The 22,318-nt window shown below is 68.6% G+C and carries 20 protein-coding genes and 2 pseudogenes; 8 read left to right on the top strand and 14 right to left on the bottom strand.

The window, feature by feature from the left end; translation table 11 throughout:
* Positions 1-34: 34 nt before the first annotated feature.
* The 5 genes from hflX to NDR87_RS11980 are packed head-to-tail and all read right to left on the bottom strand — an operon-like array spanning position 35 to position 5,027.
* Entirely contained in the window at positions 35-1,540 is a 1,506-nt protein-coding gene (gene hflX, locus NDR87_RS12000; protein WP_251911669.1) for a GTPase HflX, read from the bottom strand.
* 43 nt (positions 1,541-1,583) lie between these two features.
* A complete protein-coding gene (gene dapF, locus NDR87_RS11995; RefSeq protein WP_251911852.1) occupies positions 1,584-2,471 on the bottom strand; it encodes a diaminopimelate epimerase in 888 nt (295 codons plus the stop codon).
* A gap of 14 nt (positions 2,472-2,485) precedes the next feature.
* Positions 2,486-3,310 carry an RNA methyltransferase gene (locus NDR87_RS11990; RefSeq protein ID WP_251911667.1) on the bottom strand — a complete coding sequence of 275 codons (825 nt, stop codon included), beginning with the start codon at positions 3,308-3,310 and terminating at the stop codon, positions 2,486-2,488.
* Positions 3,307-4,245, bottom strand: a complete 939-nt coding sequence (miaA, locus tag NDR87_RS11985; protein WP_251911665.1) for a tRNA (adenosine(37)-N6)-dimethylallyltransferase MiaA — start codon at positions 4,243-4,245, stop codon at positions 3,307-3,309. The genes NDR87_RS11990 and miaA overlap by 4 nt, the downstream gene beginning before the upstream one ends.
* A complete protein-coding gene (locus NDR87_RS11980) occupies positions 4,242-5,027 on the bottom strand; it encodes a hypothetical protein (protein WP_251911663.1) in 786 nt (261 codons plus the stop codon). Before NDR87_RS11980 ends, miaA begins: the two co-directional genes overlap by 4 nt.
* A 559-nt stretch (positions 5,028-5,586) precedes the next feature.
* Between NDR87_RS11980 and NDR87_RS11975 the strand changes: the two genes are divergently transcribed.
* Positions 5,587-7,023 carry a DUF349 domain-containing protein gene (locus NDR87_RS11975; protein ID WP_251911661.1) on the top strand — a complete coding sequence of 479 codons (1,437 nt, stop codon included), beginning with the start codon at positions 5,587-5,589 and terminating at the stop codon, positions 7,021-7,023.
* 90 nt (positions 7,024-7,113) lie between these two features.
* Here NDR87_RS11975 and NDR87_RS11970 read toward each other — a convergent pair whose 3' ends face one another.
* Positions 7,114-7,698, bottom strand: a complete 585-nt coding sequence (locus NDR87_RS11970) for a hypothetical protein (protein ID WP_251911851.1) — start codon at positions 7,696-7,698, stop codon at positions 7,114-7,116.
* 121 nt (positions 7,699-7,819) lie between these two features.
* A complete protein-coding gene (miaB, locus tag NDR87_RS11965) occupies positions 7,820-9,358 on the bottom strand; it encodes a tRNA (N6-isopentenyl adenosine(37)-C2)-methylthiotransferase MiaB (protein ID WP_251911850.1) in 1,539 nt (512 codons plus the stop codon).
* 252 nt (positions 9,359-9,610) lie between these two features.
* On the opposite strand from miaB, the gene NDR87_RS11960 reads away from it, so the two are divergent.
* The 5 genes from NDR87_RS11960 (at position 9,611) to NDR87_RS11940 (ending at position 13,233) form a co-directional block, all read left to right on the top strand.
* Positions 9,611-10,339: an amino acid ABC transporter ATP-binding protein gene (locus NDR87_RS11960; protein ID WP_251911849.1), complete on the top strand. Its 729-nt coding sequence runs from the start codon at positions 9,611-9,613 to the stop codon at positions 10,337-10,339.
* Between the two features lie 45 nt (positions 10,340-10,384).
* On the top strand, positions 10,385-11,212 hold the full coding sequence (locus NDR87_RS11955; RefSeq protein WP_251911660.1) for a glutamate ABC transporter substrate-binding protein: 828 nt from the start codon (positions 10,385-10,387) through the stop codon (positions 11,210-11,212).
* A 104-nt stretch (positions 11,213-11,316) separates the two neighbouring features.
* On the top strand, positions 11,317-11,943 hold the full coding sequence (locus tag NDR87_RS11950; protein ID WP_251911848.1) for an amino acid ABC transporter permease: 627 nt from the start codon (positions 11,317-11,319) through the stop codon (positions 11,941-11,943).
* Positions 11,940-12,833, top strand: a complete 894-nt coding sequence (locus tag NDR87_RS11945) for an amino acid ABC transporter permease (RefSeq protein ID WP_251911659.1) — start codon at positions 11,940-11,942, stop codon at positions 12,831-12,833. Before NDR87_RS11950 ends, NDR87_RS11945 begins: the two co-directional genes overlap by 4 nt.
* Before the next feature lie 196 nt (positions 12,834-13,029).
* Positions 13,030-13,233, top strand: coding sequence for a hypothetical protein (locus NDR87_RS11940; protein WP_251911657.1), 204 nt, complete (start codon positions 13,030-13,032; stop codon positions 13,231-13,233).
* Between the two features lie 15 nt (positions 13,234-13,248).
* On the opposite strand, the gene NDR87_RS11935 is transcribed toward NDR87_RS11940, so the two are convergent.
* Positions 13,249-14,508: a hypothetical protein gene (locus NDR87_RS11935; protein WP_251911656.1), complete on the bottom strand. Its 1,260-nt coding sequence runs from the start codon at positions 14,506-14,508 to the stop codon at positions 13,249-13,251.
* An 85-nt stretch (positions 14,509-14,593) separates the two neighbouring features.
* Here NDR87_RS11935 and NDR87_RS11930 point away from each other — a divergent pair, with 85 nt between their 5' ends.
* Positions 14,594-15,790: a DUF3089 domain-containing protein gene (locus tag NDR87_RS11930; RefSeq protein WP_251911654.1), complete on the top strand. Its 1,197-nt coding sequence runs from the start codon at positions 14,594-14,596 to the stop codon at positions 15,788-15,790.
* Positions 15,791-15,793: 3 nt separating this feature from the next.
* On the opposite strand, the gene NDR87_RS11925 is transcribed toward NDR87_RS11930, so the two are convergent.
* Positions 15,794-16,675, bottom strand: coding sequence for an alpha/beta fold hydrolase (locus NDR87_RS11925; protein ID WP_251911652.1), 882 nt, complete (start codon positions 16,673-16,675; stop codon positions 15,794-15,796).
* Between the two features lie 134 nt (positions 16,676-16,809).
* On the opposite strand from NDR87_RS11925, the gene NDR87_RS11920 reads away from it, so the two are divergent.
* On the top strand, positions 16,810-17,454 hold the full coding sequence (locus NDR87_RS11920; RefSeq protein WP_251911651.1) for a TetR/AcrR family transcriptional regulator: 645 nt from the start codon (positions 16,810-16,812) through the stop codon (positions 17,452-17,454).
* A gap of 1 nt (position 17,455) precedes the next feature.
* Here NDR87_RS11920 and NDR87_RS11915 read toward each other — a convergent pair whose 3' ends face one another.
* The 5 genes and pseudogenes from NDR87_RS11915 to NDR87_RS11895 all read right to left on the bottom strand — a co-directional run bounded on the left by NDR87_RS11915 (position 17,456) and on the right by NDR87_RS11895 (position 22,310).
* Positions 17,456-18,337 (bottom strand): hypothetical protein, encoded by an 882-nt coding sequence (locus NDR87_RS11915; protein WP_251911650.1) that lies wholly within the window; start codon positions 18,335-18,337, stop codon positions 17,456-17,458.
* A 297-nt stretch (positions 18,338-18,634) separates the two neighbouring features.
* Positions 18,635-19,204, bottom strand: a pseudogene (recX, locus tag NDR87_RS11905) (recombination regulator RecX); the annotation flags it as partial.
* A gap of 462 nt (positions 19,205-19,666) precedes the next feature.
* Positions 19,667-20,071 (bottom strand): annotated as a pseudogene (locus NDR87_RS37865) (hypothetical protein); the annotation flags it as partial.
* 3 nt (positions 20,072-20,074) lie between these two features.
* A complete protein-coding gene (gene recA / locus NDR87_RS11900; protein ID WP_251911648.1) occupies positions 20,075-21,118 on the bottom strand; it encodes a recombinase RecA in 1,044 nt (347 codons plus the stop codon).
* Positions 21,119-21,275: 157 nt separating this feature from the next.
* Entirely contained in the window at positions 21,276-22,310 is a 1,035-nt protein-coding gene (locus tag NDR87_RS11895; protein ID WP_251911647.1) for an Lrp/AsnC family transcriptional regulator, read from the bottom strand.
* Positions 22,311-22,318: the final 8 nt, after the last annotated feature.

Genomic DNA, 22,318 nt, shown 5'->3' with positions numbered 1-22,318 from the left:
CGCCATCGTAACGACAACGGCAGGGAGACAGCGATTATGGCAGGTTCGCCTCCGAAACCCTCGCGGCGCCATTGGTGCTCGCGTACGCGTACGGCGACAGTGCGCCGACCAGCGCCCGCGGTACCCGGGCCCGCACGCGGGTGCCGCCCTCCTCGTGGCTGGACTCCAGAATCCGGCCGTCGGAGTGCACGCGAGCGAGCAGGTCACCGCGGGTGTAGGGCAGCAGCACGCTGACCTCCACATCGAGCTTGCTGAGGAATTCGCCGAGCCGATCGCGCAGCTCGTCGAGCCCGCGCCCGGTGCGCGCGGAGACGAATACCGCACCGGGCAGCTGGGCCCGCAGATGCGACAGTTCGGTGGGATCCAGCGCGTCGATCTTGTTGACCACCAGCAGTTCCGGCGGCGCGGGGGTCCCCGACTCGCGCAGCACGTCGGTGATCACCTCGCGCACGGCCTTGATCTGCTGATCGGGCAGCGCGTCCGAGCCGTCCACCACGTGCAGCAGCAGATCCGCGCCGGTGACCTCCTCCAGGGTGGAGCGGAACGCCTCGACCAGCTGGGTCGGCAGGTGCCGGACGAAGCCGACGGTATCGGTGAACACCAGCTCGCGCCCGTCCTCGAGGGCGGCCCGGCGGGTGGTCGGGTCCAGGGTCGCGAACAGCGCGTCCTGTACCAGGATGCCCGCGCCGGTGAGCGCGTTCATCAGGCTGGACTTACCCGCGTTGGTGTAGCCGACGATCGCGACCGAGGGGATGCCGCTGGCGTCGCGGCGGGCCCGCTTGGTGTCGCGCGCGGTCTTCATCTCCTTGATCTCGCGGCGCAGCTTGGCCATTCGCTCGCGAATGCGGCGGCGATCGGTTTCGATCTTGGTCTCACCGGGACCGCGCAGACCCACACCGCCGCCGCTGCCACCGGCGCGACCACCGGCCTGCCGCGACATCGACTCACCCCAGCCGCGCAGGCGGGGCAGCATGTATTCCATCTGGGCGAGCGAGACCTGGGCCTTACCCTCGCGGGAGGTGGCGTGCTGGGCGAAGATGTCCAAAATCAGCGCCGTGCGGTCGATGACCTTGACCTTGACGACCTTCTCCAGCGCGGTCAGCTGCGCGGGGGTGAGCTCACCGTCACAGATCACGGTGTCGGCTCCGGTCTCGAGGACGACGGCGCGCAGCTCGTCGGCCTTGCCCGAGCCGATGTAGGTGGCCGGATCCGGCTTGTCGCGGCGCTGGATCAGCGCGTCGAGCACCTGCGAGCCCGCGGTCTCGGCGAGTGCGGCGAGTTCGGCCATGCTGGCCTCGGCCTGCGCCGCGCTGCCCTCGGTCCACACCCCGACCAGCACGACGCGCTCCAGGCGCAGCTGGCGGTATTCGACCTCGGTGATATCGGCGAGTTCGGTGGACAGCCCCGCGACGCGACGCAGCGCACTGCGCTCGTCGAGCTGTAGCTCGCCGACGGTCGGCTCCGGCTCCCAGCCGTTACCGCCCTGCTCGGACTCGAGCTGCTCGACGGGGGTGAACTCGTAGGTTTCTGGTTTTCTCATACGCCTCCATGGTCCCACGACTCAACGACGGGGCGCACCCGACTTATTTCAGCGACCCCGCCCACCACGCACCGGCGAGGCGGCCCGAGGCGACCAGCACCGAGGGTCCGCGCAGCGTCGCCTGTCCCGCCTCGATGCCGACAGTCACCTCGCCGCCCGGGATGCGCACCCGGACCGCACCGCTGTCGGCCGCGAGCTCGAAGCCCTCCCGGACCAGCGCGGCGGCGGCCGCGGCCACGGTTCCCGTTCCGCAGGAACGGGTTTCGCCCACGCCGCGCTCGTAGACACGCATATCCACCGAACCGGCGTCGTCGAGGGCGGTGAGGATCTCGATGTTCACCCCCTGCGGGAACAGCTTCGGGTCGTAGCCGGGCGGCACGGCCAGATCCAGCGCGGCCAGCGTGTCGGCGCTCAGCTCGGGATCGACACAGGCCAGATGCGGATTGCCGACGTCGATGCCGAGGCCGGACAGTGCGCGGCCGCCGATCGTCGCGGTGGATTCACCCAGGTCGCGCACCCGGCCCATGGCGACCGTCACATCACCGACCACGCCGTCGTAGCCGTGTACGACCACTGGCCGGGCCCCGGCGCGGCTGCCGACGACGAATTCGTCGCGCTGCTCCAGTCCGTTCGCCACCAGATAGTGGGCGAACACCCGCACGCCGTTGCCGCACATCTCGGCGACGGAGCCGTCGGCATTGCGGTAGTCCATGAACCAGTCGCCTTCGTCCACGCCCTCCGGCAGCGTCGCGAGCACACCGGCCGTGCGCAGCGCACCGGCGCGCGCCACCCGTAGCACCCCGTCGGCCCCGATGCCGCGCCGCCGATCACACAGCGCCGCAACGCGATCCGCGCTCAGCTCCAGCGCGGCGTCCTGATCGGGCAGCACCACGAAGTCGTTCTGGGTGCCGTGGCCCTTGGTGAATTCGATATCCATATCTCCCACTAGAACGTCCGGCGCTGCCGGAAGATTTCGTACAGGGCGATCGACGCCGCACACGGGGCCGCGACCGCTCCCGCCACCGGAATCGAGACCAGCTCGTCGCAGCCCTCGCGCCAGGCCGGGCCCAGATCCTCGGCCTCGTCGCCGATCACCACGATCGTCGCATCCCGGAAGTCCTGCTCGTACACCGCCCGCGTCTGCCCGCCCGCGTGGTGCGGGACGACGCCGACGATCCAGGTCGCGATGTCGCGCCCGGCCTGCCGATCGCAGAAGTCGTGCACGGGCCCCGCACCGGGCACGCGGAACACCGGTAGCGCGAACAGCGAGCCGTCCGAGGCCCGCACGCACTGCGGGTCGTAGTGATCGGCCCCGGCGCCGCTGATCACCACCGCGGCGGCCCCGAAACCGTGCGCCGTGCGGATCACGCTGCCCAGCCGCAACGCGGACCGGGGCTGTTCGATCACCACAACCACGGGCGACTCGCGATCGCCCGCCGCACCGGGCGCGAAATCCGCCAGGCTGGGATCGCGCGTCTTGGCCACCGCCACCAGTTCCGGTGCGCCCGTGTCGGTTTCGGACAGCTCGGTCATCAACTCGGGAACCAGCCCCGTACTCGGCGCGCCGCTGGTGTCGAGCAGCCGCCGCGCCCACTCCGGTAGTTCGGGCGGACCGAGCCGATACAGCAGGGTCTCGAGCGGCCAGTGGTGCGTCACGGCCGCGGTGAGCGCGGCGCGGCCGTGTACGAGGAAGCGGCCGTCGCGGTGGCGTTTGGCGCGATTGGTGAGGTAGGCCTGCCATTCACCGACCGCGGCGTTACGGGTGGTCACTGCCGAACTCGTTCCTGATCGTCGCCGGGCGCGTGGGCGCGCACCCGCGCCAACGCCGTCTCCACCAGCCGCGGATCGGCGCCGTCGACCCATCGCACCCGCGGATCGCGGCGAAACCACGAGCGCTGCCGCCGCACGTACCGGCGGGTGCCGATGAGGGTGCGCTCCTGCGCATGTCTCAGGTCGTATTCGTTGTCCAGGTAGGCGAGGACTTGTGCATAACCGATGGCGCGGCGCGCGGTCTGGCCCGCGCGCAGTCCGCGGTCGAGCAGTCCGCGCACCTCGTCGACGAGTCCGTCGGCGAACATCTTCGCGGTGCGCGCCTCGATCCGGGCGTCGAGCTCGGCGGTCTCCCGATCGACGCCGAGAATCAATGTGCCCCAGCGGGGTTCGCCGATCCGCGGCTGCGAGGCGGCGAACGGGCGGCCGGTCAGCTCCACCACCTCGAGCGCGCGGACCATGCGGCGGCCGTCGGTGGGCAGGATGGTGTCGGCGGCCACCGGATCGGCCGCGCGCAGGGCCGCGTGCACGGCCTCGACACCGCTTTCGGCCAGCACCGTCTCCCATTTCGCGCGCACCTGGGGATCGGTGGCCGGAAAATCCCAATCGTCCAGCAGCGCTTGGACATACATCATCGAGCCGCCGACGATCACCGGGGTGCGCCCGCGCGCCATGATGTCCTCGACGTCCGCGCGGGCCGCGGTCTGATACGCGGCGACGGTGGCGGTCTCGGTGACCTCGAGGACGTCGAGCTGATGGTGCGCGATGCCGCGCCGCTCGGCGACCGGCAGCTTCGCGGTGCCGATGTCCATGCCCCGGTACAGCTGCATGGCGTCGATGTTCACGATCTCGCCGTCCAGCCGCCGCGCCAATTCCAGCGCCAAATCGGATTTCCCGGTGGCGGTGGGCCCGATGACCGCGATCGGGGTCCTCACGGCAGCCACACGCTGACCTGATAGCCGACCCCGAAGGGTGCGTCCCGATAATGGGTTTCGACCTCGGGTGCGGTGTCGAACAGTCCCGCGAGCACCTGGAAGGCGGCCCGGCCGGACACCTCGAGCTCGGCGCACAATCCGGAGTCCAAGCGCGCCAACGCCTCCCGATCCCCCGCCGCCAGTGCCCGATCGAGGCCGTCCTGGACCTGCGCGGCCCGCGGGTCCAGATATCCGGGCGCGGCGACCGACAGCGTGGCCGCACCGTCGGCGACGACCAGCACCCCGTCCGCCCCCTCGCGCTCGTCCAGCTCCGCCCGCAGCTTCGCGCCAAGCTCCAGACACCGCGCGGCGGGCGCGTCGGCCGCCACGATTCGGGCCTCGGCCACCGCCGCGGGCGCGACCTGCCCGCGCAGCCAGCCGCCGATCAGCGCGGGCAGCGGCAGCATCGGATCGGCGGCGCGGCCGCCCAGCACGGCCAGCGGCAGATTGGCGTCGGCGACCTCGCCGCTCGACGCGGCATCGGACAGCCCGACCCGCACATCGGCCCCGAATCCGCGGAAGGTGCCCGCGGCCTCGGGCCCGACCTGCCGCGGCCGTTCACCCACCCCGATCACGACCCATCGCCCGGCCCGCTCGGCCAGCGCGCGTCCGGCCGCCAGCACGGCCTCCCGCAGCGCGGGCACCCGCGCGGCCGGATGCGCCGCATCCACCAGCGGCCGCCCACCACACAATTCGGGTACCAGCACGGGCGGCGACGGGATCAGCACGGCGACACGAAACACAGGCTCAACCGTAGCTGGCGGGCCGGACGGGCCGGACGCTCAGCTGGCGGGCAGCCGGCGAGCTCGCGGGCGGCCGCGGCCGGTGCGAGCAACGCGACCGCAGCCCCGACGCGGAGGGTTCGGGAGATTGGCGTGCGCGGCGGATGATCGAGCGGAATCGGCGACCGAACGACCGAGAGGCAACGCGGTGGTTAGCCCTCGAAAAATCGCTCCTCACCGAACGCATCGCCAATTGGCCGGGCCGGGATCGGCATTTCGGACACCCCTCGGCAACAATTCCGGTAACAGTTCGGCAAACCCGCCGCCGCGCGCCCAGCAAGATGGTCAACCGATCAGTTTTCCCCGGCCGCGACCCGGGCCGAACCCGGCCGGAAGGGTCCGCCGACCGTTGTACCGGCAACCTCGAACATCGCACTTGGGACCCCTATTCGCACCTCCCGGCAACCTCGACCCCGGCGGCACCGGCAACAAGACACGGCAAATCTGCCTCTTGGCTGGTTGAATGGGATGAGCTAGGGCGTAACCAGGCAGCCGTGACGCGCGGCAGGGACGAGGAGCGATGACCGAGAACAGCGGAACCGAGAAGGCCACCCATTCGGACACCGGCACGGCACAGCGGTCCAGCAACTCCGCCGCGACCCCACCCACGCCCGCCGATGCCCTCAAGCCCGGTACCCCGAAACCGGGTGCCCGTAAACCGGAATCCCCCAAGCCGCATGCGATCAAGCCCGTTCCCGGTGCGGCCCCGGAACATCCGCATCCGGTCGTCGTGCCGACCGTGAGCGATCCGAGCAAGTGGGGCCGCGTCGACGAGGACGGCACCGCCTGGGTCAGGACCGCCGACGGCGAGCGGATGGTGGGATCCTGGCAGGCCGGTGACGCCGCCGAGGGGCTGGCCCACTTCGGGCGGCGCTTCGACGATCTGGCCACCGAGGTCGCGCTGCTCGAGGCTCGGCTGGCCGCCGGGACCGATGCCCGCAAGACCAAGGCCACCGCCACCGCCCTGGCCGAATCGCTGCCGACCGCCGCGGTGATCGGCGATATCGACGGTCTGGCCAAGCGGCTGCAGGCCATCATCGAGCACTCCGACGAGGCCGCGGCACATGCCAGGGAGGAGAAGGAGCGCACCCGCCACGAGCAGACCGAGCGCAAGGAGGCGCTCTGCGCGGAGGCCGAGCAGATCGCGGCCGAATCCACGCAATGGAAGGCCGCGGGCGATCGGCTGCGCGAGATCCTCGACGAGTGGAAGACCATTCGCGGGGTGGACCGCAAGGTCGACGACGCGCTGTGGCGGCGCTTCTCCAAGGCCCGCGAATCGTTCAATCGCCGCCGCGGCGCGCACTTCGCCGAGCTGGACCGCGAGCGCGCGGCCGCCAAGGCGCGCAAGGAGGAGCTGTGCGTGCGCGCGGAGGAGCTGTCGAGTTCGACCGACTGGGTCGGCACCGCCGCGATCTTCCGCGACATGCTGGCCGAGTGGAAGGCCGCTGGACGCGCTCCGCGCGAGGCCGACGAGCAGCTGTGGCGGCGGTTCAAGAGCGCGCAGGACGTGTTCTTCGCCGCCCGCAATGCCGCGGCCTCGGAGCGCGATGCCGAATTCGAGCACAACGCCGCGGCCAAGGAGGAGCTGCTGCGCACCTACGAGGACCGAATCGACCCGGCCGCGGGCCTCGACGCCGCCCGCGCCGCACTGCGCGAACTGCAGGAGAAGTGGGACGCCATCGGCAAGGTCCCCCGCGAGCGCCTGCAGGAACTCGAGGGCCGCCTGCGCACGATCGAGAAGCGGGTCCGCGAGGCTGTCGACGCCCAGTGGCGCCGCACCGACCCCGAGGCCATGGCCCGCGCGGCCCAATTCCGCGAACGCGTCGCCCAGTTCGAGGAACAGGCCGCCAAGGCCCAGGCCGCGGGCCGCACCCGCGACGCCGAAAAGGCCCTCGAACAGGCCAAGCAGTGGCGCGAATGGGCCGAGGCCGCCGAGGGGGCCGTCAGCCAGCGCTGACACCTCCGGCGCCGCACCGTTTCCCGCGCTTCGCACCCCCTGCGGCCATACACAGCGAGTGCGAAGCGCGGGAAACGGTGCGAAGGTCCGCTAGGGCTGGTCGTCGCCGAGCAGCCAGCGGCGGTGTTGCTCCTCCTGCTGGGCCGCGGCGGCCCGGCGGCGCTCCTCGGCCTCGAGCTGCATGGCGGTGCGGCTCCACACCACCCTGATCCAGTGGAAGGTGAGCACGATGATCGCCAGCGTCGCCAAAATCAGGCCGATGCCCGGTCCGGCGCCGCGATAGTCGCCGAGGCCCGGCGTCTGCCGGTGCCAGATCGACAGCACACCGAAGACGCTGCCGACGGCCGAACCGGCGACCGCGATCCACGCCAGCGCCCACCGGCGGGTGACCAGCGCCAGCGAGGAGAACCCGATCCCGAAGATCACCACGAACCACTCGAACACCCGCGACGGCAGCCCGATGTGCTCGACCTGCGCGGTGTGGTCGAACAGCACCACGTCCAGCCCGCGCGCGGATCCGGCGTGCGGTAGCACCAGCGACAGCAGCAGCACGAACACCGCCGTCGCCACCACCATCGCCCGGGTGCCCGGATCGATCTCCCCGGCGATCTTGCGTTCGACCTCCTCGAGCTCGTCGTGGTACTGCTCGAACGTCTTGGCCTCGGCCGGATTCATATTCTCCTCGTCTGGCTGGCCCGCCCGCTGGTTGTCCGGCGGTGTCGGATCGTCCTGCGCCCCTTGGTCGTTGTCCCGATCGGCCACAGCCGTCACCGCCTCGTCGTATCGGTCGTCGCGATCATGCGCCGCAGCCGCTGCCGCAGCCCGCCGCCGCGGGCACCGGTTCCGGCGCGCCGATGCGCGGAATGCCCAGTCCCACACCGATGGGCGCGGTCTTGGGCGTCACGCCGCGCTCGTGCGCGTCCCCCGCGCGGGTGCGGCGATGGGCGCGGATCGGGCCGTCGGCGATCAGGTGGTGCGGGGCGGCATCGGTGATCTCGACGGTCACGATATCGCCGGGCCGGATCGCCGCCTCGGCCGTCGGCCGGAAGTGCACGAGCCGCCCGTCGCGCGCCCGCCCGCTCATCCGCGCGGTCGCCGCGTTCTTCTTGCCCGCGCCCTCGGCGACCAGCAGCTCCACCTCACTGCCCAGCAGCGCCCGATTGCCCTCCAGCGAGATCTGCTCCTGTAGCGCGATGAGCCGGTCGTAGCGCTCCCGCACGACCGCCTTGGGCACCTGATCGGCCATGGTCGCGGCCGGCGTGCCGGGCCGAATCGAGTACTGGAAGGTGAACGCGCTGGTGAACCGCGCCTGCCGCACGACGTCGAGGGTCTCCTGGAAGTCCTCCTCGGTCTCGCCCGGAAAGCCGACGATGATGTCGGTGGTGATGGCCGCATGCGGCATCGCCGCCCGCACCTTTTCGATGATGCCCAGGTAGCGGGCCTTGCGATAGGACCGGCGCATCGCCTTGAGGACCCGATCCGAACCGGACTGCAGCGGCATGTGCAGCTGCGGGCACACATTCGGCGTCTCGGCCATCGCCTCGATCACGTCGTCGGTGAACTCGGCCGGATGCGGCGAGGTGAACCGCACCCGCTCCAGCCCCTCGATCCCGCCGCAGGCGCGCAGCAGTTTGGCGAAGGCGCTGCGATCGCGGGCCTCGCCGGGATCGGCGAAGTTCACGCCGTAGGAGTTGACGTTCTGCCCGAGCAGCGTCACCTCCAACACCCCCTGATCGACCAGCGCCTGCACCTCGGCCAGCACATCGCCGGGGCGGCGGTCGATCTCCTTGCCGCGCAGCGACGGCACGATGCAGAAGGTGCAGGTGTTGTTGCAGCCCACCGAGATCGACACCCAGCTGGCATACGAGGATTCGCGCCGGGCGGGCAGCGTGGAGGGGAAGGCCTCGAGCGATTCGAGGATCTCCACCTGCGCCTGCTCGTTGTGCCGGGCGCGCTCGAGCAGCACCGGCAGCGAGCCGATGTTGTGCGTCCCGAATACCACGTCCACCCACGGCGCGCGGCGCACGACGGTGTCGCGGTCCTTCTGCGCCAGGCAGCCGCCGACGGCGATCTGCATACCCGGCCGCTCGGCCTTGACGGGGGCCAGATGCCCCAGCGTCCCGTAGAGCTTGTTGTCGGCGTTCTCGCGCACCGCGCAGGTGTTGAACACGACCAGATCGGCGGTCGCGCCGGGCGCGGCCCTCACGTAACCGGCGTCCTCGAGCAGGCCCGACAGGCGCTCGGAGTCGTGGACGTTCATCTGACAGCCGTAGGTACGGACCTCATAGGTTCGCGACGGCTCCGTAGCCGCCACCGAACCTGCCTCGAGCTGCATCGACGAATTCACCCGTCCAGGGTATCGGTTGGCCCCGCGCCCTTACCCACCCCGCCTGCCCACCCCGCGAGCAGGGGTGATACCGATCACCGATATCACGATTCGGTTGATCGTGATCCGAGCAGCATCGACGCGTTTCGCAAAGTTGCGCATTTCCCGCAATTTCAACTTAAGGTCTGAGCCATGACCGACGCTGCCGAAGCAACACCCGGCACTGCAACCGACCCGAACACGACCGCCGCCGCCCCGCCCATGATCGCGATGCGCAAGGTGGACAAGCACTTCGGCGCTCTGCATGTATTGCGGGACATCAACCTCGAGGTGCCCAAGGGGCAGGTGGTGATCGTCCTGGGTCCCTCCGGTTCGGGCAAATCGACGCTCTGCCGCACCATCAACCGCCTCGAGCCGATCGACTCCGGCGATATCGCGATCGACGGCGTGCAATTGCCCGCCGAGGGTCGGGCGCTGGCCAAGCTGCGCGCCGATGTGGGCATGGTGTTTCAGCAGTTCAACCTGTTCGCGCACAAGACGATCGTGGAGAACGTCATGCTGGCGCCGGTCAAGGTGCGCCGCATCGACAAGAAGCAGGCGCGCGAGACCGCGATGAAGCTGCTGGAGCGCGTCGGCATCGCCGACCAGGCCGAGAAGTATCCGGCCCAGCTGTCCGGCGGCCAGCAGCAGCGCGTGGCGATCGCGCGGGCGCTGGCGATGAATCCGAAGGTCATGCTGTTCGACGAGCCCACCTCCGCGCTGGACCCGGAGATGGTCAACGAGGTTCTCGAGGTGATGGTCCAGCTGGCCAAGGACGGCATGACCATGCTCGTGGTCACCCACGAGATGGGCTTCGCCCGCCGCGCGGGCGACCGGGTGCTGTTCATGGCCGACGGTCAGATCGTCGAGGACACCGATCCCGAAACCTTCTTCACCGCACCGAGATCCGACCGTGCCAAGGATTTCTTGGGCAAGATCTTGAGCCACTGAACGGTGACAATCACCACCCACACCTCACCAGAGAGAAGGAATTCGATGAGGATCACTCGTGCACTGCGCTTCGGCATAGGCGCCCTGGCCATCGCGGCGGTAGCCAGCGGCTGCGGCGGCGGCGGCTCGAAGACCGCGGCCCAGAACGCCGCGGACGGCAAGCTGACCGTCGGCATCAAGTACGACCAGCCGGGGCTGGGGCTGCGCAACAAGGACGGGTCGTTCTCGGGGTTCGACGTCGATGTCGCCACCTACGTGGCGGGCAAGCTGGGCGTGAAGCCGGAGAACATCACCTGGAAGGAGGCGCCGACGGCGCAGCGCGAGACGCTGATTCAGAACGGGCAGGTCGATTACGTGGTCGGCACCTACTCGATCACCGACCAGCGCAAGGAGAAGGTCGACTTCGCGGGCCCGTACTACGTCGCGGGCCAGGACCTGCTGGTGCGCGCGGACAACACCGACATCACCGGCCCGGATGCGCTGAAGGGCAAGAAGGTGTGCTCGGTGAAGGGTTCGACACCGGCGCAGAACATCGACAAGAACTACAAGGAAGCGCAACTGCAGACCTACGACACGTATTCGCTGTGCGTCGAGGCGCTCAAATCGGGCGCGATGGACGCCGTGACGACTGACAACGCTATCCTCGCCGGTTACGCCTCGCAGTCCCCGGGTCAGCTCAAGCTGGTCAACAAGCCCTTCACCACGGAAAAGTACGGCATCGGAGTCAAGAAGGGCGACAAGGAGACCCGCGACAAGATCAACGACGCCATCGAGGCAATGATCAGCGACGGGACCTGGAAGACGGCCCTGGAGAAGAACTTCGCCGGAACCGGTTTCCAGGTGCCGCAGCCCCCGGCCGTCGACCGGTACTGAGCCGGTGGTGAGTTCGACTTCCGTTTCCTGATACCGCGAGGAGCACGTCCGCCGTGTTCGACCTGATTTCCAGATACGACTCCCAACTACTCGACGCGTTCTGGATGACAATCAAACTGACGGTGCTGTCGGCGATCGGTGCGCTGGTCCTCGGCACCATCGTCGCCGCCATGCGGGTGTCACCGGTGCCGGTGGCACGCTGGGTCGGCACGGCGTACGTGACCGTCTTCCGCAACACCCCACTCACCCTCATCCTGGTGTTTTGCTCGATCGGCCTGCTCAACACGATGCGCATCGAGCTGGCGCACGGCCAGAACTCGCTGCCCGACAACGCCTTTCGCTGGGCGGTGATCGGCCTGAGCATCTACACGGGCGCCTTCGTCTGCGAATCGCTGCGCTCGGGCATCAACACCGTCCCGCTGGGCCAGTCCGAAGCGGGGCGCTCGCTGGGCCTCACCTTCGGCGCGAATCTGCGGTTGATCGTGCTGCCGCAGGCGTTCCGATCGGTCATCGCCCCGCTGGGCAGCGTGCTGATCGCGCTGACCAAGAATTCGACGATCGCGTCGGCCATCGGCGTACACGAGGCCTCGTTCTTGATGTCGGAAATGATCGAATCCGAGGCGCAACTTCTGGTGATCGGCGCGATCTTCGCGTTCGGCTTCGTCCTTCTCACCCTGCCGACCGGCCTGCTGTTCGGTTGGCTGGCCAAGCGATTCGAGGTGGCTCGATGAGTACGGAGCCTTCGGTCCTCTACGACGCACCGGGCCCGAAGGCCCGGGTGCGGCACAACGTCTACTCGGTGGTGGTGGCGGTCCTGGCCGCAGCCGCTCTCTGGTTCGTGTATCGCGGTTTCGAGAGTAAGGGGCAGCTCACCGCCGAGAAGTGGAAACCTTTCCTCGATTCCGAGGTTTGGCAGACATACTTGTTGCCCGGCCTGCAGGGAACAATCCAGGCCGCGGTGTTGTCGATCGTGTTCGCGCTCGTACTCGGCATGATCTTCGGCGTCGCGCGACTGTCCGACCATCGCTCGGTTCGAGTGGTCGCGGGTGTGATCGTCGAATTCGCCCGCGCCATCCCCGTACTGGTGATGATGATCTTCCTGTTCCAGCTCTTCGCGCAGGAATCGCTGTTCCCCTCGGACCAGCTGGCGCTCGCCGCGGTCGTGATCGCACTGACCATCTACAACGGATCGGTCATCGCCGAAATCGTGCGCTCGGGCATCCGCGCCCTGCCCAAGGGGCAGACCGAGGCCGCGACCGCGCTGGGCATGCGCAAGGGCCAGTTGATGCGGATCATTCTGCTACCGCAGGCGATCACCGCCATGCTGCCCGCCATCGTCTCGCAGATGGTGGTGGCCCTGAAGGATTCGGCGCTGGGCTACCAGATCACCTATCAGGAGATCGTGCGTCAGGGCCAGCAACTCGGCGCGGCTCAGGGCAACTCGGTGCCAGCCCTGATCGTCATCGCGGCCATCATGATCGCGCTGAACTGGATGCTGACGCGCTTCGCGACCTGGCTGGAGCGACGCCTCCGCTCTCGCCGCCGCGGCCGGACAGTGATCACCGCGGACACCGCGCTCACCGACGCGGCACCCGGCATGGATCTCACCGGGGCGCGGTAAACGCAGCACAAGGCCTTTGTATCGCCGTGAGTCCAACCCTCGTGAACAGCACGGGGATTGGGGCATTCTGATCGGGCACTGCTCCCGGTCGCCGGTCTCGCCACTACCGGCGGCCGGGGGCGGTTGTCCAACGATCTGGTCGCCACGCCGTCGCGGTGATTGCAATCGCACCGATGGGTCTTCAGGCTTGGCTGCTATGTCTGCCACCTGTCCCGCCTGCTCCTGGTCATCGCCGATGGTCGTCTCGGCGCACGGCTCCGTTCGGTACTTGCGCTGCGTGTGCGGGCGGTGGCTGGTGGCGCATCGGGGCGGGGTGAGCGTGGTGGCCGCGCGCAGTGCCTGCGCGAGCGCGGCGGCGCCCGCTGAACATCTGGAACTGATACCGCCGCCCGAGGGGTAGTCGCTGCGAGGGCGATCATCCGAAGCGCGAGCTTCGCACCGGGCCCGGTGAGTCCAGAAAATCGCGCGGGTCGCAGCCCCAGCGAGCGGCGGTGGCGACAACGAAATTCCGCAGGTCGGCTTCCGAATCATGCGGATCCGCCTCGATATTCGATTCGCCGGGGTCGGCCCCGGCGAGGATATCTGCGGCGATTTCGGCGGCGGGCCGGTCGTCGGCGGGGTCCTGCACGAGTTCGCCGTCGACTACTCTGTTGCGTCCCGCCCAGGGTGGGACATTCAACTGCACCAGACAGGTCGATATGTCCGCGGGTACGGCGGGCCCACCGACCCAGCAGGTGGCGTGCTCGAAAAGTATTTGACCCGTTGCCCGTTCGCGGAGCGCACCCACCAATTCCTGCTCGAACTCGGTGAGGTCGTAGGCCACGAGGACGGTGTCGGTCCGGTCCGGGCGGAACGGTTCGAGGGGGAGGTCGAGGAACGCGGCGGCCGCGTGTCCGAGCACGGCCGAATGTCGACCTGGCAGCGCGGAAACCGAAGTGGGGCGGTGGCCGGTGAGTTCGAGGATCATGGCCAGCCGCCGCAGGCCCAGCCGCACCTGCTGGTTCGATCCCTGGGTGTAGGCGAAACGACCGTTCATGCCCTCGTCGAAACCGTGCGGAGAGAGATAGGTGAGGTAGCCACCCTGCAGGACGAAATGCCAGCCCCGCAGATCCCGTTCGCCGGGCGTGGCGAGTTCGGCACGGGCCAGCATCCTACGCAATCGGCCGTGCGCCCACTCGGCATTCGATTCCACCGGACGCGCCATCGCCTCGAATTCGCTACGCGCGGTATCGATATCGCCGGTGAGCAGCAGATTGTGGGCCAGCAGGAACTCTCCCCACCAGCCGAGCACAGCGGGTTGGGCGCGCAGTTGGGCCACCGCCTCGCCATGGTGGTACTCCAACTCCAGCGCGTCGATCAGCGCGGCCAGCGGCGCGGGCTGACCGGGCGCGATTCGCACGCACTCCCGCAGGGCGGGAATCGCGGCGTAGGCGACGCCATGCTGCCTACAGCCGATGCCGAATTCATAGAGTGCGACGGGATTTTCGGGCTCGAGCCGGGCGGCCTGTGCCGTGGCGGCCAGATCCTCGAAATCCATCATGCGCGCGGAACGTTCGATCACGCGCATGACGTCGATCAGCTCGCATTCCTCGGCCACCCGACGCAGCGCCAGGAAGGCGGCGGCCATCTCGCCATCGTCCAATAGTTGCCAAACCTGCTCCAACGCGGTGGTCACCTCATCGATCGTCGCGACAGGGCCGCAAGCATCGCAAGCGATTCGAACGGAATTTTTCGCACGGATCGGGTCACCGTTGTCCGGGGTGCTGCTATACAGAGACGATCTGGGAGCGGAGACGGGGGGCGGGATGGGTATCTGGCGATTCGTGACGGTACTCGCCCTCGTCTGCTGCGGTGTGACGGCGGGACCGCAGGCCGCGGCGCAGGCGACACCGATCGAATGGCTGTGCGGTCCCGCGCTGGCGACCGACCCGTGTGACGTTCCGCTGGACATCACCGACCTGCGCACCGGGACCGCCACCGCGTCGCTCGTCCCTGCCGAGCAGGACAAGCCGGTGGACTGCTTCTACGTCTACCCCACCGTCAGCACCCGTCCCGCCGTCTACGCCGACCCACCCTACGAGCCCTCGGTGGCGTCCATCGCCACCATGCAGGCGGCCCGATTCGCCCCGCACTGCCGGATATTCGCGCCGCTCTACCGCCAGCTCACCACCCCGCCGGGCCTATCCCTGCAACTGCTGACCGGCCTGCCGCTGATCCAGCGTTCCTACGACGACGTGCTCGCCGCCTGGGATCGGTATCTGGCGCAGGACAACAACGGCCGCGGCGTCGTGCTGATCGGCCATTCGCAGGGAAGTCTTTTGTTACGCAAGCTGATTCGTGAACGCGTCGATCACGATCCGCGGGTGCGCTCGCGGCTGGTCGGGGCTTTCCTGCTGGGCGGGAACGTGCTGACCGCACGCGGCAGCGCGATCGGCGGCGACTTCGACACCATTCCGCTCTGCACCGCGCGCGGCGAATTCGGTTGTGTCATCGCCTATTCCACGGCGGCAATCGATCCACTGCTGGCGCTGTCGATCTACGGCAATTCTCTGCTGGACCCGTTGTCGCCCATGATCGGCGCGCCGAGCGGACCGGCCTACGAGGTCGCCTGCACCGACCCCGCACCGCTCAGCGGCGACCCGGCCCCGGTCGGGCTGACGGTCCCCACCGCCCCCTTCGCGGCGGGGGCGACGGCCCTGGCCTACGAGTACACGACCTTCCCCCACGGCATGCCGAAGTCCCCGTCCACCTGGACCACCAGCGCACAACGCTGGCAGGGCCAGTGCGAGTCGCAGCACGGCTACCATTTCTACCGCTACCGACCGGCCGACCCGGGCGGACCGCACTTCAATGAACTGCCCTATGCGGCAAGCCATTACCTCGATATCAATCTCGGTTACGAACGGTTGGTCGACATCGCGGCGCAGCAGGTGCGCGCCTGGGCGGCCAGCCGGTGAGGGTCAGGCCCGCACCGGATCGTGACTGGCAACGAAATCCAGGAAGCGCGGGATGACCTGATCCGGATTCGCCCAGAGTAGGTCGTGACCGATGCCGGGGTAGATCTCGGTCTCGACCGACGGGATGTGCTCGCGGGCGCGAGCCGCCGCGATTTCGGGGTCGCCGGCGATCGTTTCGGCGCCGAACAGCACCAGCGTCGGTGTAGTGATGTGGGCCAGTTGGTCATCGGTGAACTGCCGGTCCCACGGCATCGCCATCCGGAATTTCAAGGCCGCCATGGCCAGCGCGAACTCCTCATCGTCGAGCTCGAAACCGGGCAGCAGCCACTTGTTGAACTTCCGCATCCGCTCGGGAGTCGGCCGCATACCCGCCTTCAGGAATTTGAACAGCAGCCCCCAGCTCGGCTTGGCGAATGTCGCCGCGCTCGGTTCGAACATCGTCAGGCTCGCCAGGCGATCGGAGTGATATACCCCGGTAGCGCCGGACATCCAGGCGCCCAGCGAGTTTCCCGCCAGATGAACGCGACCCGCACCGAGCCCGTCGAACGTCTCGACCACCCACTTCGCAACGTCTGACGCATCGCGCAAAGGTGCGGTCTGCACACACCGCCCCGCCCAGCCGATGACGTCGGGCGTGTACACCACGCGTTCGCGCGCCAGGGCCTCGATGATTCGCCACCACGCCTGACCATTGCCCCCGATGCCCGGCAGCAACACGATCGGCGCACCCTCGCCGCTGCCGGATTTGCGCACTCGCGTTGTGCCGAACGAAGTTTCGATATCGAGCAGCGTCGACGGGACCGGCCAGCGCGCGGCAATCGTGTCGTAGGCACGCAGGAACGCGGCCTGGGCCTCCTTGTTGGTGAATCGCCCGATCTTCGGCACGATCCCCCTCCCTCCCAGAAATCTTTACGGTATGTCCGTATCGCTTAATGCGATATGACCGTATCACAAATGCGGTATGCGCGTACCATCGAAAAGCTCGGTGACGGTGATTCGGTAGAGAGGCGGCTGGTCAGGTGCCACGGCTGGTGGACCACGAGGTGCGGCGGCAGCAGATCATCGGCGCCGTGCGCCGTGTCATCGTCACCGGCGGCCTGGCCGCCGTCACCTTTCAATCGGTGGCCGCGGAGGCCGGGGTCTCGGTGCGGCTCGTCCAGTACTACTTCGGGACCAAGCGGGAATTCCTGCTGGCCACCCACCGCTCGGTGATGGACGACGCCGGTAACCGATTCCTGAAACGGTGGACCGCCCTCGGGGACGACGCCACCCCTCGCGAAGCGATTCGAGCGGTGCTATTGGAGGTGCTCCCGCTCGACGAACAGCGCCGCGAGGAAACCATCATCCTCGGCGCCTTCAACACCGCGGCGATCAGCGGTCAGGGCATCACCGCCGCGGAAACCCTGACCGCACCGAACGCTCTGGTCGCCCTCGTCGCCGATCAACTCCGAAAAGCCCGTCACCGCAACGAACCGACCCCCTCCCCCGAGCCCGACCTCGACGCCAAACTGATCGGCGCGGCCGTCGGCGGACTCGCCCAGGGCATGCTCACCGGCTACGCCACCGCCGAAGCGGCCATCCAACTTCTGGATCACCTCCTCGACCGCGTGCTGGGGAAAGCGGCCGAGGGCCAGTCGAATCGGCCGCGCCGAGCCGAATCCTGAACTACGGCTCGGCTCGCCGGGACGGGTGTGGCGATCTCGTTACGGGGATTCCGGACAGAGCCGCCGCCGTCGCGGCGATCTGGTCGACCGGCTTGTCCGCCAAGCCGTCCATGATGGCCATCGGGGAGAGGAACGTCTTCGCGCCGCAGCGGACGAGGTAGGACTCCCAGCGCGGGAGCTGGCCGAGGTAAGTCTGGTTGTCGTGAAACAGGAAGGCGATTACCTGCCGGGTGTCCTTGGCCGTCGCGCGGAGCGGAAAGACCCTGATCTCGCGGACGGATTCCCAGCCGAGTCGCAGTCGGCCGTGCGGTGCATGCACGCCGTCGGCGTCGAGCACCAGCGGATGGCCGGACAGGGAGGAGTACAGCAGGTAGCCGGTATACGCGACGATCGGGACGCCCGAGACCACGGCGAGGCCGATCAGCCACCAACTCGACCACACCGCACCCGTGACCGACAGCAGCACGACGACGCAAAGGTAGAACCCCATCAATCGCAGCACACCCCAGGTTGATGTTCTGATCTCCAGGCGCTCCGCCTCGCCCGGCGGGACCGGCCGCCGAGGCATGCCCTGGCTCGCGTTGAGCAGGCGAACAAGTCGCAGCTTGCGACGAGTGCAGACAACCGCACACCCGAGCATGACGATCAGCAGAATGGAGCCGAAGGCGCCGGGGGACAGGTCCGCCTTGACAGAGAAATACCCCAGCGGCACCCCTGTGATCACACCGCCGACGACAAGGAGCACGCAGATCCAGAGATCAAACCGCTTCAGAGTCTTCTCCGCATGAACCCGCGCGATTCGATCGATCTCGGGATTCGCGGCGGGCTCACCACGCAGCAGCGCCTTCCGGGTGGCACGATCCAGGTCACGCCAGGTATTCATCTACTCCCTCTCAGAGGGATCGCACCTTAACGGATGAAGGTGATGAATACGGCAAATTCAGCTCTCATCGGCCGCTGCGAGTTCGGCCTTCACGATGGCGTAGGCGGCGGATTGGTGGTAGCCGCGGCGGGCGAGCATGGCCACCAGGCGGCGGATTGTCTTGTCGCGGTCGAGGTTCGGTGGGATGGAGCGGAGTTTGCGGCGGATCAGGTCGGCAGCGGCGGATTCGTCGGGAGGCGATGGTGGGGACGGTTCGGTGCGCGGGGATGCGGATTGCCGCGCTCGCTCGCTCTGGAAACCGGCCGCTGTCACCTCCGCGAGGACGACCGCGTGCGCGGTCGAGGGATCGTAGCCACGGCGGGCGAGCATGCCCACCAGGCGGCGGATCGCCTTGTCGCGGTCCAGATCTCGCGGAAGGCTCTGCAGTTTGCGGCGCACCAGGTCGGTGGCGCGGGCGTGTTCGTCCGCGCCGGTGACGGTGGCGAGGGCCGGTTCGGCATCGGCCGGGGCAACGCCCTTGCGACGGAGTTCTTCGGCCAGCGCACGACGCCCCTTACCCGAATAGGTATGGCGGGAATGCACCCACTGCTCGGCGAACGCCGCATCGTCGATGAGCCCGACCTGGGCCAGGCGGTCCAGGGCCCGCTCGGCAACCTCGGCGGCAAACCCCTTGGCCGCCAACTTGTCCGCCAACTCGGCCCGACTGCGCGCCCGATCGGTGAGCAACCGCAAACAAATATCCTTGGCCTGCGCCTCGGTCCCACCGCCGGGTGACTCTTCCCCCGCGTCGGCGCGGCGACGCGCACCTCGCCGTCCTCGACCCGGGCCGGTCGCCGCCGATTCCGGCTCTGCGAGATCGGGTGGCATGGTGTCGAAGCTACTTGTGCCCCTTGCCATCTCACGGTGCGAGCCGGCTTCCGTACGGCTGAGCAGTCCGAGCCGCCCGAGCTGATGCAGCGCCCGTTCGACGATCTCGGGGGCGAAACCCACGGCATTCAGCCTGTCCGCGAGTTCGGACCGACAGCACCGCCGCTCGCTCATCCACCGCAGACACAGATCCTTGGCCTGCGCCTCGGTCCCGCCGGCCAGCGATTCGCCGCCGGTACCTACATCGACACCGCGGCGTGTGCCACGGCGGCGACCGCTGTCGCCCTCGGCTTCCGACCCTTCGCTGCACGGAGGGCTCGTCGTCGCCGACCCGGATCGGCTCGAACGCCCGCGCGTAGGTTCGGCCGACGATGAACCGGATCGACTTGTGCTCCTTGGCGGTTCGCGGCGGGTGCCGGGAACGGTGCCGTCGAGTAGACCGGCCCGCTCGAGCTGGTGCAGTGCGCGTTCGGATACCTCGAGGGTGAAGCCTGCGGTCGCCAGCTGGTCGAGTAGCTCCGAGCGGCTGTGCGTGCGGTTGCTCAGTAACCGTAGGCACAGGTTCTTGGCTTGGGTTTCGGTGCGGTCGGAGGAGTTCGCCGATTGCTCGGGGCTCGTACCAGGGAACCCCGCGTCTCCCTGGTACGAGTCCTCGGAGGTGGCGTCGACCGGGCCGTCGTCGGAGCGCCACAGGCCGGTCGGATTGCCCTTGGGGCCTGCGGGTTTCGCCGCCGGGCGGATCCGTCGCGGGCGGGCGGTGGGACCGCTTTCCGTTTCGGATAGTTGGCGGCGGAGACGGTCGACCGCGTCGAGCCGAGTCGCGCCGGGGCCCTGGGTTATGGGCCCCGACGCTTCCCGGGGCGGCATCGGCTAGAAGTCGACGGGTGCCTCGGCACCCGCGTCTGCGGTGACGTCGGCGCCGATGCCGAGCTTTTCCTTGATCTTCTTCTCGATCTCGTCGCGCACGTCGGTGTTCTCCCGGAGGAACTTGCGCGCGTTCTCCTTGCCCTGGCCGAGCTGGTCGCCCTCGTAGGTGAACCAGGAGCCGGACTTGCGGATGAAGCCCTGCTCGACGCCCATATCGATGATCGAGCCCTCCTTGGAGATGCCCACGCCGTACAGGATGTCGAATTCGGCCTGCTTGAACGGCGGCGAGACCTTGTTCTTGACGACCTTGACGCGAGTGCGGTTGCCGACCGCGTCGCTGCCGTCCTTGAGGGTCTCGATCCGGCGCACATCGAGGCGGACCGAGGCGTAGAACTTCAGCGCCTTACCACCGGTGGTGGTCTCGGGCGAGCCGAACATCACGCCGATCTTCTCGCGCAGCTGGTTGATGAAGATGGCGGTGGTGCCGGAGTTGTTGAGGGCGCTGGTCATCTTGCGCAGCGCCTGGCTCATCAGTCGGGCCTGCAGACCGACATGGCTGTCGCCCATCTCGCCCTCGATCTCGGCGCGCGGTACCAGCGCGGCCACCGAGTCGATGACGATGATGTCCAGCGCACCGGAGCGCACCAGCATATCGGCGATTTCGAGCGCCTGCTCACCGGTGTCGGGCTGGGAGACCAGCAGCGCGTCGGTGTCGACGCCGAGCTTGCGGGCGTAGTCCGGATCCAGCGCGTGCTCGGCATCGATGAACGCCGCCACGCCGCCGTTGGCCTGCGCGTTGGCGATGGCGTGCAGGGCGACGGTGGTCTTACCGGAGGACTCCGGACCGTAGATCTCCACAATGCGGCCGCGCGGCAGGCCGCCCAGGCCCAGGGCGACGTCCAGCGCGATGGAACCCGTCGGGATCACCGAGATGGGCTGGCGTGCCTCCTCCCCCAGGCGCATCACCGCGCCCTTGCCGAAGCTCTTCTCGACCTGCGCGAGCGCGAGCTCCAGCGCCTTGTCGCGGTCGTAAGCCTGTGGTGCCATCGTCTGGTTCCCCTTCTCGACGGGTGGGTCTCGTTGTGTGGTTGACGCCCACGTTAGAGGGCGGCACCGACAAGTTCCGACGGCCAGCTTAGACGAACACGTGTTCGAGGCAAGCGACGCGCCCCACGACACGCGAAAGCCGTCGGCGGCGATCCGGCTACCTGCGATTCGGCTCCGGAATCAGGGTGACGCGATCGTTTCCCATCAGCGCCTGCGCCTGTTTCAGCACGCGCAGCGCCGGGGTGACCTCGATATCGGTGATGCCGCCGAGCGGACCCAGTTGCTCGGTGACGTAGCGATACAGGTGCGCGGTGTCGTGGCAGGCGAACGAGGCGACCAGATTGGTGGGCCCCGTGGTGGCGGCGACGTAGGCGATCTCCGGATGCGTCGCGATGACACTGCCCACCGCGTGCAGATCGGCGGGACGGGTACGCAGCCACAGCAATCCGCGCGCGGCGTAGCCCATGCGCTCGATCGCGTAATCCACATCGAAGTACAGCACCCCGGCCTCGGCCAGCTCGTCCATGCGGCGGGCGACTCGCGTTGGGCTCCAACCGGTCTCCTCGGCGATGCGGGCGTAGGAGACACGCGCGTCGCGGGCCAGCAGCGTCAGCATGATCTCGTCGGCCGCCGACAGGTCCACGGGGTGTCCGGGGCCGTCGTCGCGGACCGGCCGCCGCTCCCCCAGGGCGCGCCGCTGCTCGGCGGTGAGCAGCGCGCCGAAATGCGGCCACTCCGATTCCAGCGGGAAGCGGTGCATCACCTCGTACGCGCGGATCTCGGTCACCTGCGCCGCGCGCGGAAGGGTGTGCAGCAGTAGCGCATCCCGTCGTTCGGTGGACTGCGGTCGGCTCACACAGCTCACCTCCGAACCGGTCGACAGCAGCGACACCCAGCTCACATCCGGAAAGCGGGCCAGCGATTCGGCCAGCCGCAGGGCCTTGTCCGGTGTCGAGCGCAGCCGCAGCAGCCAGCGGGTGTGCCCGAGCGGCACGGCGTTGACCAGGCCCGAGACGTGAACGATGCCGCGCTCGCGCATCGACCGATAGCGCCGCGCCACGGTCTGTTCGGAGACTCCGAGGATCGCGCCGAGCTTGGCGAACGGAATGCGCGCATCGGTGACCAGCGCGTGCACGATCTGCTTGTCCAGCAGATCCAGGATGGAGGAATCGGCAGGCTGTTCGCGCGACATAGTGGGAA

This window comes from Nocardia sp. CDC159 (assembly GCF_023740735.1).
In the GTDB taxonomy this organism is placed as follows: domain Bacteria; phylum Actinomycetota; class Actinomycetes; order Mycobacteriales; family Mycobacteriaceae; genus Nocardia; species Nocardia pulmonis.
This window is presented reverse-complemented; position numbering and strand designations above follow the sequence as displayed.

Bases quoted from the DNA above. Each gene is read 5' to 3' on its own strand.
- recA (WP_251911648.1), bottom strand. From the start codon at position 21,118: ATGGCACCACAGGCTTACGACCGCGACAAGGCGCTGGAGCTCGCGCTC.
- NDR87_RS11970 (WP_251911851.1), bottom strand. From the start codon at position 7,698: ATGAATCCGGCCGAGGCCAAGACGTTCGAGCAGTACCACGACGAGCTC.
- NDR87_RS11945 (WP_251911659.1), top strand. From the start codon at position 11,940: ATGAGTACGGAGCCTTCGGTCCTCTACGACGCACCGGGCCCGAAGGCC.
- NDR87_RS11915 (WP_251911650.1), bottom strand. From the start codon at position 18,337: ATGAATACCTGGCGTGACCTGGATCGTGCCACCCGGAAGGCGCTGCTG.
- hflX (WP_251911669.1), bottom strand. From the start codon at position 1,540: ATGAGAAAACCAGAAACCTACGAGTTCACCCCCGTCGAGCAGCTCGAG.
- NDR87_RS11960 (WP_251911849.1), top strand. From the start codon at position 9,611: ATGATCGCGATGCGCAAGGTGGACAAGCACTTCGGCGCTCTGCATGTA.
- NDR87_RS11940 (WP_251911657.1), top strand. From the start codon at position 13,030: ATGTCTGCCACCTGTCCCGCCTGCTCCTGGTCATCGCCGATGGTCGTC.
- miaB (WP_251911850.1), bottom strand. From the start codon at position 9,358: ATGCAGCTCGAGGCAGGTTCGGTGGCGGCTACGGAGCCGTCGCGAACC.
- NDR87_RS11955 (WP_251911660.1), top strand. From the start codon at position 10,385: ATGAGGATCACTCGTGCACTGCGCTTCGGCATAGGCGCCCTGGCCATC.
- NDR87_RS11975 (WP_251911661.1), top strand. From the start codon at position 5,587: ATGACCGAGAACAGCGGAACCGAGAAGGCCACCCATTCGGACACCGGC.
- NDR87_RS11950 (WP_251911848.1), top strand. From the start codon at position 11,317: ATGACAATCAAACTGACGGTGCTGTCGGCGATCGGTGCGCTGGTCCTC.
- NDR87_RS11895 (WP_251911647.1), bottom strand. From the start codon at position 22,310: ATGTCGCGCGAACAGCCTGCCGATTCCTCCATCCTGGATCTGCTGGAC.